12 protein-coding genes and 6 tRNA genes are annotated in these 16,478 nt (G+C 61.9%); 16 read left to right on the top strand and 2 right to left on the bottom strand.

Translation table 11 applies throughout. From position 1 onward, the window contains the following. Positions 1–29: 29 nt before the first annotated feature. The 9 genes from tilS to AAGS40_RS08550 all read left to right on the top strand — a co-directional run bounded on the left by tilS (position 30) and on the right by AAGS40_RS08550 (position 11,059). Positions 30–1,529, top strand: a complete 1,500-nt coding sequence (tilS, locus tag AAGS40_RS08590) for a tRNA lysidine(34) synthetase TilS (RefSeq protein ID WP_345810860.1) — start codon at positions 30–32, stop codon at positions 1,527–1,529. 400 nt (positions 1,530–1,929) lie between these two features. Beyond that, positions 1,930–3,180, top strand: coding sequence for an aspartate kinase (locus tag AAGS40_RS08585; protein ID WP_345810859.1), 1,251 nt, complete (start codon positions 1,930–1,932; stop codon positions 3,178–3,180). Positions 3,181–3,380: 200 nt separating this feature from the next. Then, positions 3,381–3,474 (top strand) — tRNA-Ser (locus tag AAGS40_RS08580). Between the two features lie 398 nt (positions 3,475–3,872). Further along, the gene (locus tag AAGS40_RS08575; RefSeq protein ID WP_345810858.1) at positions 3,873–4,217 is read left to right on the top strand and encodes a hypothetical protein; all 345 of its coding nucleotides are present in this window, start codon (positions 3,873–3,875) and stop codon (positions 4,215–4,217) included. 272 nt (positions 4,218–4,489) lie between these two features. Continuing rightward, positions 4,490–6,430 carry an extracellular solute-binding protein gene (locus AAGS40_RS08570; protein WP_345810857.1) on the top strand — a complete coding sequence of 647 codons (1,941 nt, stop codon included), beginning with the start codon at positions 4,490–4,492 and terminating at the stop codon, positions 6,428–6,430. A 59-nt stretch (positions 6,431–6,489) separates the two neighbouring features. Next, positions 6,490–7,527: an ABC transporter permease subunit gene (locus AAGS40_RS08565; protein ID WP_345810855.1), complete on the top strand. Its 1,038-nt coding sequence runs from the start codon at positions 6,490–6,492 to the stop codon at positions 7,525–7,527. After that, positions 7,527–8,633, top strand: a complete 1,107-nt coding sequence (locus tag AAGS40_RS08560) for an ABC transporter permease (protein ID WP_345810854.1) — start codon at positions 7,527–7,529, stop codon at positions 8,631–8,633. The genes AAGS40_RS08565 and AAGS40_RS08560 overlap by 1 nt, the downstream gene beginning before the upstream one ends. Beyond that, positions 8,630–10,255: a dipeptide ABC transporter ATP-binding protein gene (locus AAGS40_RS08555; RefSeq protein WP_345810853.1), complete on the top strand. Its 1,626-nt coding sequence runs from the start codon at positions 8,630–8,632 to the stop codon at positions 10,253–10,255. Before AAGS40_RS08560 ends, AAGS40_RS08555 begins: the two co-directional genes overlap by 4 nt. 138 nt (positions 10,256–10,393) lie before the next feature. After that, the gene (locus AAGS40_RS08550; RefSeq protein ID WP_345810852.1) at positions 10,394–11,059 is read left to right on the top strand and encodes a C40 family peptidase; all 666 of its coding nucleotides are present in this window, start codon (positions 10,394–10,396) and stop codon (positions 11,057–11,059) included. A gap of 86 nt (positions 11,060–11,145) precedes the next feature. Here AAGS40_RS08550 and AAGS40_RS08545 read toward each other — a convergent pair whose 3' ends face one another. Beyond that, a complete protein-coding gene (locus tag AAGS40_RS08545) occupies positions 11,146–12,120 on the bottom strand; it encodes a patatin-like phospholipase family protein (protein ID WP_345810851.1) in 975 nt (324 codons plus the stop codon). 432 nt (positions 12,121–12,552) lie between these two features. On the opposite strand from AAGS40_RS08545, the gene gltX reads away from it, so the two are divergent. The 7 genes from gltX to AAGS40_RS08510 all read left to right on the top strand — a co-directional run bounded on the left by gltX (position 12,553) and on the right by AAGS40_RS08510 (position 15,516). Further along, positions 12,553–13,956: a glutamate--tRNA ligase gene (gene gltX / locus AAGS40_RS08540; protein WP_345810850.1), complete on the top strand. Its 1,404-nt coding sequence runs from the start codon at positions 12,553–12,555 to the stop codon at positions 13,954–13,956. Positions 13,957–14,083: 127 nt separating this feature from the next. Continuing rightward, positions 14,084–14,159, top strand: a tRNA-Ala gene (locus AAGS40_RS08535). A 164-nt stretch (positions 14,160–14,323) separates the two neighbouring features. Beyond that, positions 14,324–14,399, top strand: a tRNA-Glu gene (locus AAGS40_RS08530). Positions 14,400–14,502: 103 nt separating this feature from the next. After that, a tRNA-Asp gene (locus AAGS40_RS08525) sits at positions 14,503–14,579 on the top strand. 61 nt (positions 14,580–14,640) lie between these two features. Then, a tRNA-Glu gene (locus AAGS40_RS08520) sits at positions 14,641–14,716 on the top strand. A 102-nt stretch (positions 14,717–14,818) separates the two neighbouring features. Further along, positions 14,819–14,895 (top strand) — tRNA-Asp (locus AAGS40_RS08515). 153 nt (positions 14,896–15,048) lie between these two features. Next, positions 15,049–15,516, top strand: a complete 468-nt coding sequence (locus tag AAGS40_RS08510) for a GNAT family N-acetyltransferase (protein WP_345810849.1) — start codon at positions 15,049–15,051, stop codon at positions 15,514–15,516. 9 nt (positions 15,517–15,525) lie between these two features. On the opposite strand, the gene AAGS40_RS08505 is transcribed toward AAGS40_RS08510, so the two are convergent. Beyond that, complete coding sequence (locus tag AAGS40_RS08505) at positions 15,526–16,419, bottom strand: helix-turn-helix transcriptional regulator (RefSeq protein ID WP_345810848.1); 894 nt, start codon at positions 16,417–16,419, stop codon at positions 15,526–15,528. Positions 16,420–16,478 lie beyond the last annotated feature (59 nt).

Raw genomic sequence — 16,478 nt, 5'->3', positions numbered from 1 at the left:
CGTCCTTCAGCGCCTCGCGCGCAAACGACGTGACTTCCACCGCCGACACACCCGCTGACCGCCTCGTTCTCGATGCGGTCAGCGTCGCGCTGGGTGCGCTTCCTGCGAACTCGCGGATCGCGGTCGCGTTCAGCGGCGGTGTCGATTCGAGCGTGCTCCTCGATGCCGTAGTGCGTGTCGCGGGCGCGTCGCGTTGCATGGCTTTGCACATTCATCACGGTTTGAGCACGCATGCCGATGCATGGCTTGCGCATGGAGAGACGTTTGCCCGTGAGCGTGGCGTCGAATTCGTCGCGCAACGCGTCGAGGTGTCGCGCGAATCGGGCGCGAGCGTCGAAGCGGCGGCGCGCGACGCGCGTTATCGCGCGCTGGATGCGATGTGCGACGCGCACGGCGTGCATGCGTTATGGCTCGCACAGCACGCCGACGATCAGGCTGAAACGGTACTCCTGCAATTGCTGCGCGGTGCGGGGCTGCCGGGTCTGGCCGCGATGGCGCCGGAATACCGGCCGGCTGGCGCGCCTGTCGCCCGCGTGCGCCCGTTGCTCCATGTGTTGCGCGCCCAGATCGAAGACTATGCGCAGCGAAGGCGTCTGCGCTGGATCGACGATGAATCGAACGCAGACACCCGCTACGCGCGCAACGCATTGCGTCACGAGATCGCGCCGGTGCTGGCCGTCCACTTTCCTGGCTTTCGCGATGCGCTGGCGCGCACGGCGGCGCATGCCGCGTCGGCGCAGCGTCTTCTCGATGCGCTCGCGCGGATCGATATGGAAACCGTGTCGCGCGATGAAGCGCGCGCGCTCTCGCACGCAGCGCTGCTCGCGCTCGACGACGACCGTGCGCTGAACCTGCTGCGTTACTGGATGCGCAGCCTGGGTTTCGCCGCGGCGTCGAATGCGCGCCTCGCCGACGCATTGCGCCAGCTTCGCGAAGTGGGCGAAGCCGGCGACGGGCATCAGTTGCGAATCGATCATGCGGGGCATGCATTGCGCAGTTATCGCGGACTCGTCTACTGGGAAGCAGGCGACAGCAGCGAACCCGCCGATGAAACCGCGCTCATCGAGCGCGAGAGCAGTGAGCTTGCGTGGCAGGGCGAATCGGTCTGGCGCTTGCCGCAATGGCGCGGCACGTTCGTGTTCGCCAGCGTGGATCACGCAACTGGCGGCGCTCACGCGGCTGTGTCGGGCGACACCGAGACAGACACCGACACGATCCCTGCCGAACTCCTGCGCGCCGCCGTGCTGAGCGCGCGCTCGCGCCGCGGCGGCGAACGGATACGCGTGAGCGGCCGGGCAGGCGCAGCGAACGTCACCACCGGACCGAGCCGGACGCTGAAGAACCTCTTCCAGGAGCGCGGGATTCCGGCCTGGAAACGCGACGTGCCGCTGCTGTATGTCGGCGATGAACTGCTTTTCGTCCCGTTCATCGGCTTGAATCGCGCGGCGGCGGCGCATGTCGCGGCTAGCGCGAACCCGTCCGGCGCGCGCATCCGGATTATCTGGCGCGAAGACCTGCTGATTGCCTGAGCGGCCGGTGGGGCACGTGTGATGATTCCCCGCCGTCGACAGCGCAGGGATTTATCAGGAGGGTGCAAAAAGGCCGCCGGACGGGCCTTTGCAAACGGTTCAGCAGGCGTCGGGAAAGCCGCTGCGGCTTGTCTTTTTGCGCCTGATCGGGTAGGTTTACGTGTTTGCCCGAACCCGATTTCGTCTTCGCTCTTGTCGATTTTTACCGGTTTGCGATCGTGATCCGTCGTGTCCGCTAAGCCATCAGCGATCATTCCCGGGCAAGCCCGCGCGTGCTGCACGCGTGCTGCATCTGCGCCGCCACACACTCTGCCGTCGTTCACAAGACGTTGCGCTTCTGTGCTTTTGTGCGGAGCTCTCCAGCGCGCCAGCGCGGTTTCTCCTCCAGTTCAGAACGACAATGGCACTCATCGTACATAAATACGGCGGCACCTCGATGGGCTCGGTCGAGCGCATCAAGAACGTCGCCAGGCGCGTCGCGAAATGGCACAAGGCAGGCCACAAACTGGTCGTCGTGCCGTCGGCAATGTCCGGCGAAACCAACCGCTTGCTGGGTCTGGCGAAAGAAATCACAGGCCAGCCGAGCCCGCGCGAACTCGACATGATTGCCGCCACCGGCGAGCAGGTCAGCTCGGGACTGCTCGCCATCGCGCTGCAGGAAGCCGGCGTCGACGCGGTCAGTTATGCGGGCTGGCAAGTGCCGGTCCGCACAGACAGCGCATTCACCAAAGCGCGCATCAGCGAGATCGACGGCGAACGCGTGCTGCGTGATCTCGACGCGGGCAAAGTGGTCGTGATCACCGGCTTCCAGGGCATCGACCCGGAAGGCAACATCACCACGCTTGGCCGCGGCGGTTCGGACACGTCGGCCGTGGCGGTCGCCGCCGCGCTGAAAGCCGACGAGTGCCTGATTTATACCGACGTCGACGGCGTCTACACCACGGACCCGCGTGTGGTGGACGGCGCGCGCCGCCTCGACCGTGTGACGTTCGAAGAAATGCTGGAAATGGCAAGCCTGGGTTCCAAGGTGCTGCAGATCCGCTCGGTGGAATTCGCCGGCAAATATCAGGTGAAGACACGCGTGTTGTCGAGCCTGACCGACCCGCTCATTCCACTCGACGCTGAAATGAAGTCGGGCACCCTGATTACTTTTGAAGAAGACGAGACCATGGAAAAAGCAGTCATCTCGGGCATCGCGTTTCAGCGCGACGAAGCTCGTATCGCCGTGATGGGTGTGCCCGACAAGCCGGGCATCGCGTACCAGATTCTCGGCCCGGTGGCGGACGCGAATATCGACGTCGACATGATCATCCAGAACCAGAGCGTCGAAGGGAAAACGGCGTTCACGTTCACCGTGGGTCGCGGCGACTACCAACGTGCGATGGAAATCCTCACGAACCAGGTGAAGGGGCATGTGCAAGCGGAGCAGGTGCTAGGCGACCCGAAGGTGTCGAAGGTGTCGGTGGTCGGCGTCGGCATGCGTTCGCACGTGGGTATTGCGAGCACGATGTTCCGCACGCTGTCGGAAGAGGGCATCAACATCCAGATGATCTCCACGTCCGAAATCAAGATTTCGGTGCTGATCGACGAGAAGTACATGGAGCTCGCCGTGCGCGCGCTGCATAAGGCCTTCGAACTGGATCAGGCGTAATCGGATTCAAAAAGCGGGGCGCCCGGCAGCGCTTCTTGTTTTTGTTTCGCGATGGTAGGCGCTCCCGGGGCAATGTGAACAAAATGCGTCGACGGTGACAAAACTGGCACAAAAACTGTTCGTCAGACATTGACCTTCGCCGTGTGTGCCGCTATTATCTTGGCTTCGTCGCGCTGACTCCCTGCGCGGCCGAAAGTTTGGGAGACGTGGCCGAGAGGTCGAAGGCACTCCCCTGCTAAGGGAGCATCTGGGCCAAAACCTGGATCGAGGGTTCGAATCCCTCCGTCTCCGCCAGCAGTGGCGGCTGAAACCCCAAGAGATCTCGGTCTCTTGGGGTTTTTGTTTTTGCGCCTGCGCTAGCGAGGGAGTTCCAGAGCGAATGTTTTCTTTGGCGACCGACGCAGAAGCGTTTAACCTTTCAACGATTAAGGCACACGTGGCTTTTTGAAGTCGATTGCTTCGTGATCCTATTTAACGGCGTCATGCGGGGTAATAAACGCATGGCTATGCAAAAGTGGTCGCCGAACCACGCCAATGCAACCGCTATTTCACCAATGCATGTCCAATGTAACCAGAAGTTACCATACGGCCCGGTACGCGATGTTATGCATCAGTTATTACAAACTTGAAATACGCGCTGCGTTGCCTTGCGTTATATTTCGGCCAACAACACATTCGTAAAAGGGTGATCCATGAAATCCACTCGTCTTGTTCCACTTCTGATCGGGGTTCTCACGTTGGGCGTGTCGGGTGCCGCAATGGCTGGTGGCCTGAATGTCGGTGTCAACATCGGCATTCCCGCACCGGTCTACGTTGCGCCGGCTCCCGTGTATGCACCGCCGCCGCCTCCGCCGCCGCCCGTCGTGTATCAACCGGCGCCGGTGTACGCAGGCCCCGCCATCGTGATCGGCTGGCATGGCGACCGCTACTGGGACGGCCGCCGCTATTGGGCACGTGATGACTGGTATCGTCACCATCCTCCGGGCCGTTATGACTACGGCCGTGATCATTACGACAACCATCGCGGCTGGCATTGAGCCGTCTCATGGATTGAAAGAGAACCGCCCGGCAGGGCGGTTTTTTTTTGTCGGTCGGCGAAGCGTTCTTGCATGCAGCGCACACACGACACCTGCGCGCGACCCGGTACGCAAGCGTCAGCGCCGCGCGCGCTTGCGCCGAACGCAGTAGACGTCAAACGCAGTAGACGTCAAACGCAGCATCTGTCTTCTCCGGTATGCCGGGCTTTATTAGGTAGAATTCTTTCATCGCGCTTCTGCTCACCTATCCAAAAAGCTCCTCAAAAGCCCTTATGACAACTGGTTCGCGACGGGTTCCAGCGCTTCGAGCATTACGGCGCCGTGTGATTCACAGGCTCTCGCAGATCCGCCCGATCGGTGCTTTATCCCGCGTAGGGTGCGGCGTGGCGACTCGCGGCCTGCTGGTCGTGGCAGCCCTGTTCGCAACGCAGTCGGCGTATGCCGTCTATGCGATCGCCCAGTACGGCGAGCCGAAGTATCCCGCCGATTTCAAACACTTCGACTACGTGAATCCTGACGCGCCGAAGGGCGGCACGCTGGTGCTGGCGAATCCGAGCCGCCTCACGAGTTTCGACAAGTTCAATCCGTTCACGCTGCGCGGCAATACAGCGCCCGGCGTGGACCTGATGTTCGAAAGTCTCACCACGGGCAGCAGCGACGAAGTCGCGTCCGCCTACGGGCTGCTCGCCGACGACATCAGCATTGCCCCCGACGGCCTGTCCACCACGTTCCACATCAACCCGCGCGCGCGCTTTTCAAACGGCGACGCCGTCACCGCGGACGACGTCAAGTTCTCGCTCGACACCCTGAAAAGCCCGCAGGCCGCGCCGCAATTCGCGTCGATTTTCGGTGAGATCACGCGGGCGGTCGTCGTCGATCCGCACACGATCCGTTTCGAGTTCCGTCAGCGCAACCGTGAGTTGCCATTGCTCGCGGGCAGCATGCCGGTGTTCTCGCAGAAGTGGGGCGTGAAGCCCGACGGCAGCCGCATTCCATTCGACCAGCTCGCGTTCGAGAAGCCCATTGCGAGCGGTCCGTATCTGATCGAACAGTTCGATAATGGCCGCACGATCACCTTCAAACGTGACCCGAATTACTGGGGCGCGGCATTGCCGGTGCGCGTAGGGACCAACAACTTCGATCGCATCGTCTACAAGCTTTACTCGGATAGCACGGCGCGCCTCGAAGCGTTCAAGGCAGGCGAGTACGACGCGCTCGTCGAATATGTCGCGCGTAACTGGGTGCGGCGCGACGTCGGCAAGAAGTTCGACAGCGGCGAGCTGATCAAGCATGAGTTTGCACAGCATAACGGCACGGGCATGCAGGGCTTCATGCTGAACACGCGGCGGCCGCTCTTTCAGGACGTGCGCGTGCGTCATGCGCTCGACCTCGCGCTCGACTTCCAGTGGCTCGATCGCCAGCTGTTTTTCAACCAGTACGCGCGTATCGACAGTTTCTTCGCCAACACCGATTGGCAGGCGAAGGGCTTGCCGTCGCCGGGCGAACTGGCGCTGCTCGAACCATGGCGCGCGCAGCTCGACCCCGCCGTGTTCGGGCCGCCGCCGACTCAGCCCGACACCGACCCGCCCGGCTCGCTGCGCGCCAATCTGTTGCAGGCACGCGCGCTGTTGCAGCAAGCTGGCTGGACGTATCGCGACGGTGCGCTGCGTAACGCCAAAGGCGAGCCGTTCCAGTTCGAGATTCTCGACGACTCGGGCTCGTCCGCGCAGATGGAGCCGATTGTCGCCACCTATATCCGCAATCTGCAGAAGCTCGGCATTACGGCGACGTTTCGCGTCTCTGACTTCGCGGTGTATCAGAAACGCCTCGATGCGTTCGACTTCGACACCACGACGATCCGCATGCCGGACGTGCAGGTGCCGGGATCGGAACAGATCGAGCGCTTTGGCAGCAAGGCCGCCGATACCAATGGTTCGGACAACATGATCGGCCTGAAGTCGCCGGCCGTCGACGCGATCCTCAACGCGCTCGTGCACGCGCAAACGCGTGAGCAACTGGTCGACGCCACGCACGCGCTCGACCGCGTGCTGATGCATGGCTACTATGTCGTGCCGCACTGGTACAGCGCGACGCATCGCGTGGCGTTCAGGCGCGGCCTCGCGTGGCCGACAACCTTGCCCCTGTACTATTCGGCCGAGGGCTGGATCACGTCGACGTGGTGGTTCGCGCAGCCGCAAGCGGCGTCGCGCTGAGTCATTCGCATCGCGCCAGACTTCCTGTTTTTTCAACGCCTTCGCACCGGAACGCCGCCATGTGGAGCTACATCCTCAAACGCCTGCTGTTGATGATTCCGACGCTGCTCGGCGTGCTGACGCTCACGTTCGTCGTCATCCAGTTCGTGCCGGGCGGTCCTGTCGAACAGATGCAGCATGAGTTGCGCAAGGGCGCGGAGAACGGCGCGCCGTTCGGTTTGCGCGCGCACACCGGCGTCGACGCGCAGCAGATCGCGCAACTCAAGGCGCTTTACGGTTTCGACAAACCGCCGCTCGAACGTTACGTGCTGATGCTCAAACGCTTTTCCACGTTCGACCTCGGGCAGAGCTATTTCCGCCACCAGAGCGTGTGGTCGCTGATCGTCTCGAAGCTGCCGGTGTCCATCAGCATCGGACTGTGGACGTTTTTTCTGACTTACCTGATATCGGTGCCGCTTGGCATCGCGAAAGCGGTACGCAACGGTTCGCGCTTCGATGTCGCGACGAGTCTCGTCGTGCTGATCGGTTACGCGATTCCCGGCTTCGTGCTCGGCGTGCTGCTGCTTGTGCTGTTTGGCGGCGGCACGTTCCTGCAGCTCTTTCCGTTGCGCAATCTCACGTCGGATAACTGGGCGCAGTTGAGCCTGGGCGGCAAGATCGTCGACTATCTGTGGCACATCACGTTACCGATCACGGCCTCGGTGGTGGGGAGCTTCGCGGTCGTCACCATGCTGACCAAGAACGCCTTTCTCGACGAGATCCGCAAGCAATACGTGCTGACGGCTCGCGCCAAGGGTTTGTCGGAGAAACGTGTGCTGTGGAAGCATGTGTTTCGTAATGCGTTGTTGCCGCTGATCGTCGGCTTTCCGGCGGCTTTTATCGGTGCGTTTTTCACGGGCAGTCTGCTGATCGAGACACTCTTTTCGCTCGACGGGCTGGGGCTGTTGTCGTATGAGTCCGTCGTGCGGCGCGACTATCCGGTCGTGCTCGGCACGCTGTATCTGTTCACGCTGATCGGCCTCGCGACGAAGCTCATTTCCGATCTGTGTTACGTGTGGGTCGATCCCCGCATCCAATTCGAACAACTGGAGCGTTGATGAATCGAGCCCGTCTTTCAGCCGATGCGACGGCGCGCTCCGAAACAGCGCGCGCATTCGTTTCGCCGTCGCCCGCGCGGCGTGTATGGCAGCGTTTTCGCCAGCAGCGCCTCGGCTACTGGAGTCTGATCATTTTCGTCGTCGCATTTGCGGCGAGTCTGGCCGGCCCGTTGTGGTCGAACGACAAGCCGCTCGTGGTCCGATACCAGGGCCAGTTCTACTTTCCGCTTTTCAGGACGTACGCCGAGACCACGTTTGGCGGCGATTTTCCGACGCCCGCCGATTATCTGGACCCGTATATCAAGCGCCGTTTCGACGCGCCGGGCAACTTTGCCGTGTATCCGCCGAACCGCTATTACTACGACACGCTGAACTACTTCTCGAAAGCGCCGAACCCGGCGCCGCCGTCGCGTGAGAACTGGCTGGGCACCGACGACCGCGGCCGCGATCTGTTCGCGCGGCTGCTGTATGGCTTTCGCGTGTCAGTCGAATTTGCACTCGTGCTGACTCTGATCGGCACCGTGCTCGGCATCGCGGCCGGCGCGGTACAAGGTTATTTCGGAGGACGTATCGATATCATCGGGCAGCGTCTGATCGAAATCTGGAGTGCGCTTCCGGAGCTGTATCTGTTGATTATTTTTTCGTCGATCTTCGAGCCCGGCTTCATTCTTCTGATCGTGCTGCTGTCGCTGTTCGGCTGGATCGGCCTGTCGGACTACGTGCGCGCCGAGTTCCTGCGCAATCGCCAGCAGGACTACGTTCGGGCGGCGCGCGCGATGGGCCTGTCGAACTGGCAAATCATGTGGCGGCACGTGTTGCCGAACAGCCTGACGCCGGTGATCACGTTCCTGCCGTTCCGGATGAGCGGCGCCATTCTCGCGCTGACGAGCCTCGACTTTCTCGGTCTCGGCGTGCCGTCGCCGACGCCGAGCCTCGGCGAATTGCTCGCGCAAGGCAAGGCCAATCTCGACGCGTGGTGGATTTCGCTGTCCACGTTCGGCGTGCTGGTCGCCATGCTGTTGCTGCTCACCTTTATGGGCGACGCGCTGCGCAACGCGCTCGACACCCGCATGTCGGACGCGATGCGCGCCGGAGGCAACCAGTGAGCACGAACGGGGAGAAGGGCGCCGTGCAGCCGCCGCTGCTCGAACTGGATCGCCTGCACGTGAGCTTCGGCGACACGGTGGCGGTGAAAGACGTCACGCTGGCGATCCAGCGCGGTGAACGGGTCGCGCTGGTCGGCGAATCGGGGTCGGGCAAGAGCGTGACGGCCCTGTCGGTCCTGCGCCTGCTGAGCGACGCGCAGGTGAGCGGCGCAATCCGTTTCGACGGCGAGGACCTGCTCGGCAAAAGCGAACGCGAGATGCGCGGGCTGCGTGGCTCGGATATCGCGATGATCTTCCAGGAGCCCATGACCGCGCTCAATCCGCTTTACACGGTCGGCGATCAGATCGCGGAGACGATCGTCGTGCACGACGGCGTGACGGCGAACGAGGCGCGCAAGCGCGCGGTCGCGCTCCTCGGACGCACCGGCATTGCCGAACCGGGCAAGCGCGTGAACAGCTATCCGCATCAGCTCTCCGGCGGTCAGCGTCAGCGTGCCATGATCGCGATGGCCCTCGCGTGCCGGCCGCGTCTGCTGCTCGCCGACGAGCCCACCACCGCGCTCGACGTGACGATCCGCGCGCAGATCGTCGAACTGCTGCTCGAATTGCAGCGCGACGAAGCGGAAAAGCGCGGCATGGCCGTGCTGCTGATCACGCACGATCTGAATCTGGTGCGCCGCTTCGCGCAACGCATCGCGGTGATGGAGCGGGGTACGCTCGTGGAAAGCGGCACTGTCGAGCAGGTCTTCGAGTCGCCGCAGCATCCTTACACGCAACGGTTGCTCGCAAGCCGGCCGGAACGCACGGTGGTGCCGGTGCTGCCCATCTCGCCGGTGCTGCTCGAAGCGCGGGACGTATCCGTCGACTTCAGAACCCGGTTGCCGGGCTGGAGCGGCTGGTTCCGTGCGGGCCGCTTTCGTGCCGTCGATGACGTGACCGTGTCCGTGCGCCAGGGCGAGACATTGGGGATCGTCGGCGAATCGGGGTCGGGCAAATCCACGCTGGCAATGGCGCTCCTGGGACTGCAGCGCACCGCGCACGGCGAGATCGAGTTTCAGGGCAGGGCGCTTCGCAGCTATCGCGGCGCCGAGCGGACCGCGTTGCGCTCGAACATGCAGGTGGTCTTTCAGGATCCGTTCAGTTCGCTTTCACCGCGGCAAACCATCGAGCGGATCGTCGGCGAAGGGTTGGCGCTGCACCGCCCGCAGATGACGCCGCAAGCACGGCGCGACAAGGTGATAGCGGTGCTGCGCGAAGTCGGCCTCGACCGCACGGTGCTGCAACGTTACCCGCACGAGTTTTCGGGCGGCCAGCGTCAGCGGATTGCCATTGCTCGGGCGCTGGTACTGGAGCCGCGCATTCTGATTCTCGACGAGCCGACCAGCGCACTCGACGTTTCGATCCAGCAGCAAGTGCTGAAACTGCTCGCCGGATTGCAGCAGAAGTACAACCTGGGCTTCGTTTTCATCAGCCACGATCTGGCGGTGATCGGGGCGATGGCACACCGTGTCGCGGTGATGCAAAACGGTTCTATCGTGGAAAGTGGCGAGGTTGAGCAGATCTTTGCAACTCCGTCGCATCCTTACACGCGAAAGCTGCTGAAAGCGTCGCTTGAGCTTTGATTTTTCACCTCTTTCACCAATTGGGTGCGTGTCTCGATTGTATTTTTCTATTTCTTTTGACACGTGAATACTTACTGGCTAGTATCGACCAAACTTTTTTCCGTAGACCGCTGATTTTTAGGCAAAAAATACCGACCAATGCAGCACAGAAACCTGACCCAGGCTTGCACGCGCGTCGCCGCCGGGATGTTCATTGGCGTCTTGATGGCAGCAGCTCCCGGCGCTTTCGCCGACGAATCAAGCAGTTTCAATCAGAATGCCGCCTATTCGCCCCTTCCCGGGTCGAATTCGTTGTCCTCTCCCGTCACACAGGCAGCCGCTCCGGCTAGCGACAGCAGCGCAAAGTCTTTCCTGTCCGGCATGGCTGGCAAGGCAGGCGACGTGGTCGTAGGCGCGCTGAACATGATCGGCGTCCGCTACCGTTGGGGTGGCAATACTCCTGATTCTGGTCTCGATTGCAGCGGCTTTGTCCGCTACGTGTTTCAGGACACGCTGGGCATGGCGCTGCCGCGCCGCGCCGAGGAGATGAGCCGCGTCGGCGAAAAGGTTCGCGTGAGCGATCTGAAGCCGGGCGATCTCGTGTTCTTCAATACGATGCGCCGGACGTTCTCACACGTCGGCATCTACATCGGCGACAACAAGTTCGTGCATTCGCCTTCCACGGGCAGCACGATCCGCGTCGACGATCTGGATAACGGGTACTGGGAAAAGCGCTTCACTGGCGCACGCCGGATCGAGACCTCGTATCAGGAGGGTGAAGACCTGCGCAAGCGTGTGAACGCGACGATCGGCGGCAATCAGTAGGTTTCTGCCTGCTGTCTGGCCGGTATCAGTACCAAAGAAAAAGCCTGCTTCGCTCTAAGCAGGCTTTTTTCATCGGGAGTGGGTTTTTACGTGGAGGGTGATGCTGCGGCGCGGCTCGCTGCCAGCTTGCGCTGCAACTCCGGCATCATCTTGGCCGCCGCTTCTTCGCCTGCCAGGATCGCGGCATTGCGTTGGGAAAAATCGCTGCCGCTCATGGCGGCCAGATTCGGACGAATGACCACGTCTGCGTATTTGTCGAGTTCGTATGCTTTGATCGTCTGGCCCATGATCGTGAAGGTCTGCATCAGCACGTCGAACGAACTGGCGGTCAAGCCGCTCTCGGGACGCTGCGAGATGTCCACGGCGATCACGAAATCCGCGCCCATCTTGCGTGCGAATGACGCCGGCACCGGGCTTACGAGGCCGCCGTCCACGTATTCATGGCCGCCAATCTTCACCGGTTCGAAAATGGACGGCACGCTGCACGACGCGCGCACCGCTACGCCAGTATTGCCGCGCTGAAACAGGATTGGCTGGCCGGTGTTCAGATCGGTCGCGACCACGCCGAGCGGCTTCGCCATTTTCTCGATCGGACGGTTGTTCAACGTCGTGTTCAGGTAGTTCTGCAGCGCGATGCCCTGCAGGAAACCGCGCGCGCGAAACGGCATGGCCCAGTCGCTGATCGATGCTTCGTCCATCGTGAGCGCAAGCTTGTTCAGCGCAAAGCCGTTCATGCCGGACGCATACAGCGCGCCGACCACTGAACCCGCGCTGGTGCCGGCCACGAGATCGATCTGGATATTGCGCGCTTCGAGCGCCTTGATCACGCCGATGTGCGCGAAGCCGCGCGCTGCGCCGCCGCCTAGCGCGAGCGCCACGCGTAGTGGACGCTGAAGCCTTTCCAGCGGCGGCGGATTCGTCGGCGCGGTGGCGACAGCCGATGTGCTGTCAGTTCTGCCGCCGGTGGTCGTGGTGCACGCGGCAAGCACGGCCGACGCGGCGGCAGAGGCGGCCGCCAGCGAAAACTGGCGACGGGCAATGCGAGGGGATGACGATTTCAACGAGTTCTCCAGCAACGGCACAAGCGGTGCAATCAATGCTGGCCCGACTGCCGCGATCGGACGTGCGGGCCAGATAGTCAGACGGCCGGGATCGCCGGCGGCGTTTCCAGGCGCTGCGGTTCTATCTGCATCCGTAGCGCGCGCACATCATAAATCAAAGCCCTGGGCGCGCGGGGACGCGGTAATGAATCGTTGCAGACGAGGTGCAGACGAGGTGCCCGGACGCTGGCAAAGCCGGTGCGCGAGCCGTTTGCACACGTCCTACGCCTTCTGGACGAGGACGGCCAACGCGCGTGCGAAGGTATAATTCGCCTCTCGCAATGAATTCCTTCGTGTCCATGAACGGCGCCCTGCGCTGCATGGGCGCTCCGCAGCCGCGCTTCGCGGGCGATGCTTGCCCGGGCGCCGGCGCCTGTCTTCGAGTAACCGCTAATGACCACCTCCGTTCGTACCCGTTTCGCACCGAGTCCCACCGGCTTCATCCACCTCGGCAACATTCGCTCCGCGCTGTATCCGTGGGCGTTCGCGCGCAAGATGAAAGGGACTTTCGTGCTGCGGATCGAGGACACCGACGTTGAGCGCTCCACCACGCAGTCCGTCGACGCGATACTGGAAGGCATGGAGTGGCTCGGCCTGAATTTCGACGAAGGTCCGTTCTACCAGATGCAGCGCATGGACCGTTACCGCGAAGTGCTCAGGCAGATGCAGGACGCGGGGCTCGTGTACCCGTGCTACATGTCGACGGAAGAACTCGACGCACTGCGCGAACGTCAGCGTGAAGCCGGCGAGAAGCCGCGTTACGATGGCACGTGGCGCCCCGAGCCGGGCAAGGTTCTGCCGGAGCCGCCTGCCGGCGTGCAGCCCGTTCTGCGTTTCCGCAACCCGTTGACCGGCGTGGTCGCGTGGGACGACGCCGTGAAAGGCCGCATCGAGATCTCGAATGAAGAACTCGACGACCTCGTGATCGCGCGCCCGGACGGCACGCCTACCTACAACTTCTGCGTGGTGGTCGACGATCTGGACATGCGCATCACGCACGTGATTCGCGGCGACGATCACGTGAACAACACGCCGCGTCAGATCAACATTTTGAGGGCGCTCGGCGGCGAGCCGCCGGTCTATGCGCACTTGCCGACCGTGCTGAACGAGCAGGGCGAGAAGATGAGCAAGCGTCATGGGGCGATGAGCGTCATGGGTTATCGCGATGCCGGCTATCTGCCCGAAGCCGTGGTCAATTATCTGGCGCGCCTCGGTTGGTCACATGGCGACGCGGAGATTTTCACGCGCGAACAGTTCGTCGAATGGTTCGATCTGGAGCATCTGGGTAAGTCGCCCGCCCAGTACGATCATGACAAGCTCAACTGGCTGAACGCGCACTACATCAAGGAAGCCGACAACGCGCGGCTCGCCGGGCTGGTGCGGCCGTTCTTCGCGGAACTCGGGATCGACGAGGCCGCGATTGCGCAAGGGGCGGATCTGGTCGCCGTGGTGGGCTTGCTGAAAGACCGTGCATCGACGGTGAAGGAGATCGCGGAGAATGCCGCGATGTTCTATCGCACGCCAGCGCCTGACGCGGAATCGCTCGCGCAACATGTGACCGACGCCGTGCGTCCGGCGCTGGCCGAACTGGCCAGTGCGCTCAAGACCGTCGAATGGAACAAGGAAGCGATCGCCGCTGCGTTGAAGGCAACGCTCACCGCGCACAAGCTGAAAATGCCGCAACTGGCCATGCCGGTTCGGCTACTGGTGGCGGGCACCACGCATACGCCGTCGATCGACAGCGTATTGATGCTGTTCGGTCGCGACGTGGTAGTGAATCGAATCCAGAAAGCGTAAGGCTGATCGTGTTTGCGCGTGCCTTGAGAGGGTTTGCATGCGACTTGCGAAAATAGTCGCATGCAATTGCTCAAAGGGTATTTACAAAGCGTAGATTGGCCTCTAGAATCTCGTTTCTGTTCTGCAAGGGGGTATAGCTCAGCTGGGAGAGCGCTTGCATGGCATGCAAGAGGTCAGCGGTTCGATCCCGCTTACCTCCACCATCAGAGCAGTGTGAAGTTGTTTGAAGTGTAGAAGTTGTAGCAAAAAGGACTTCACAAAGAGTTGTACAGTGGCTAAAATGCTGGTCTTCGCAGTTGACGTGACGAATTAGCTAGCTAGTTAGCGTACGTTAGCTGTGAAATAAAGACAGATCTGAAAAGATTATGTCCCCTTCGTCTAGAGGCCTAGGACATCACCCTTTCACGGTGAGTACAGGGGTTCGAATCCCCTAGGGGACGCCAAACATCAGCGTCACTTTAGTGTGTCGGGTTAGCACCTGATTAGCAGTAAAGAAGCGCAGCTTGCTGAGAAATAACCGACGCTCGCAAGCCAGGTGTAAAGACTGGAGTGGTAGTTCAGTCGGTTAGAATACCGGCCTGTCACGCCGGGGGTCGCGGGTTCGAGTCCCGTCCACTCCGCCAGACAAAGCCCGTTCATCCAAACCTGAACGGGCTTTTTCATTAAAGGTGTAAGCAGTACGTTGTCCCCTTCGTCTAGAGGCCTAGGACATCACCCTTTCACGGTGAGTACAGGGGTTCGAATCCCCTAGGGGACGCCAAAGTATCGGCGTCGTTCGGTTAGAAGTTGAACGGTGCAGTGGCAAGCGGTCATGTGGTGAAGCAGTCAGTTTATGCGCTCATCGGCCACGGTTTAAAAATCTGGAGCGGTAGTTCAGTTGGTTAGAATACCGGCCTGTCACGCCGGGGGTCGCGGGTTCGAGTCCCGTCCGCTCCGCCAGATTTGAAAAAGCCCACTTCGAAAGAAGTGGGCTTTTTTTATTCCTGTGTGGTCCACTTTCGCAGCCGGCCTGGGTATGCTCGGGACAAACAGCCATTGCCAGCGCGCGCAGCCTGTTCTACCGTTGAACCGACTCATCTTCGTCGTGCCGCCATGTTCGATCCAACCGAAGCTCCGTTACCGTTTCATCTGCGTCAAGCCAGCATGGACGATTTCGAGTTCGCCGAGGCGCTGACTCGCAACAATATGGGCGGCTACTACCGTCGACATCATCTCGTGTGGCGCGCCGATCTTTTTCTCGGCAGCTGGCGTGAGTCCGAAAATTTTATTCTTCAACTGGACGACGGCACGCCCATCGGCGTGCTGCGCATCACGCAGGAAGGCGACTCGCTGCACATCCGCGACGTGCAGATCGCCGAAGGGCACCGCCGGCTCGGCGCCGGCACATATATGCTCGACGTGTCACACCAATGGGCGCGCGAACGCGGGTTGCGCGAGTTGCAACTGCGCGTGTTCGTCGACAACCCGGCTGCGCGACTCTACCAGCGCAAAGGCTACAAGCTGGCCGGCCCACGTCTGGCGCAGCTTGGCGCGATACGTCATCTGGCGCGGCGCGTCTGAAGGTAGCGCTCAGTGATCGGATGCCTCGCTGTGCCGGTGCGCTGATTCATCATCGGAAATCTCGATGCTTTCGCGATGGCCGCTTTCCGCGCGATGTTCTGAGCCCCGCTCAATAAACGCCCGAGGGCTCGCACCGAACGCGCGCCGGAACATCGCGGAAAACGCACTCTGACTCTGATAGCCCAACTCCTGTGCGACTTTCGACAGCGGCCGGCCCTGGCTCAACAGCGGAATAGCGCGCGCCAGAATCGCCTGCTGTCGCCACTGTGAGAAACTCACGCCCAACTCCTGACGAAACAGCCGCGCAATGGTCCGCGTACTTGCGCCGACGCTCGACGCCCATTGTTCGAGCGACCCCGCGTGCGTCGGGTCGGCGATCACCGCCTCGCAGAGCGCGCGCAGACGCTTTTCGCTGGGCATCGGCACGGAAAGCGGCAAAGGCTGCGAGCGCGTCAGTTCATCGAGCGCGAGCGCGCCGAGCAAATTTTCGCGCGTCGTCGAAATGCCGGGCGTGTCGAGCGCGGCGATCACTTCGCGCAGCAGATCCGACACTTCCACCACGCGCGGTGTGTCCAGTGCCTCCGGCACCTTGTTTTCGGTGATGTAAAGCGTGCGCAGGAACGCATCCTCGACGGCGAACACTTCATGTGTCACGTGCGGCGGCACCCAGATGGCGCGCGAGGGCGGCACCATCCATGTCGTGCCTGTCGTCGCAACCCGCAGCACGCCGCGCGACGCATAGGCGACCTGTGCCCACGCATGCGTGTGGCGCGCGATACGCCAGCCGGACGGCATCTGCCGCGAGCGCACGCGTATCGGATGCGTGTCGGTCGGCTGGAACTCCAGCGGAATGTCGGCGACATGAACCGAGCCGGACGAATCTGTTTCTACGGACGAACTCATGGCGATGATCGGGTCGGTATGAGAAGTCGCTCGTTACACCGGAGCAGGACGGTATCACA

The sequence above is a fragment of the Paraburkholderia sp. PREW-6R genome (genome assembly GCF_039621805.1).
In the GTDB taxonomy this organism is placed as follows: domain Bacteria; phylum Pseudomonadota; class Gammaproteobacteria; order Burkholderiales; family Burkholderiaceae; genus Paraburkholderia.
Note: the sequence above shows the minus strand (reverse complement) of the source record. Positions and strands in the feature narration are given on the sequence as shown.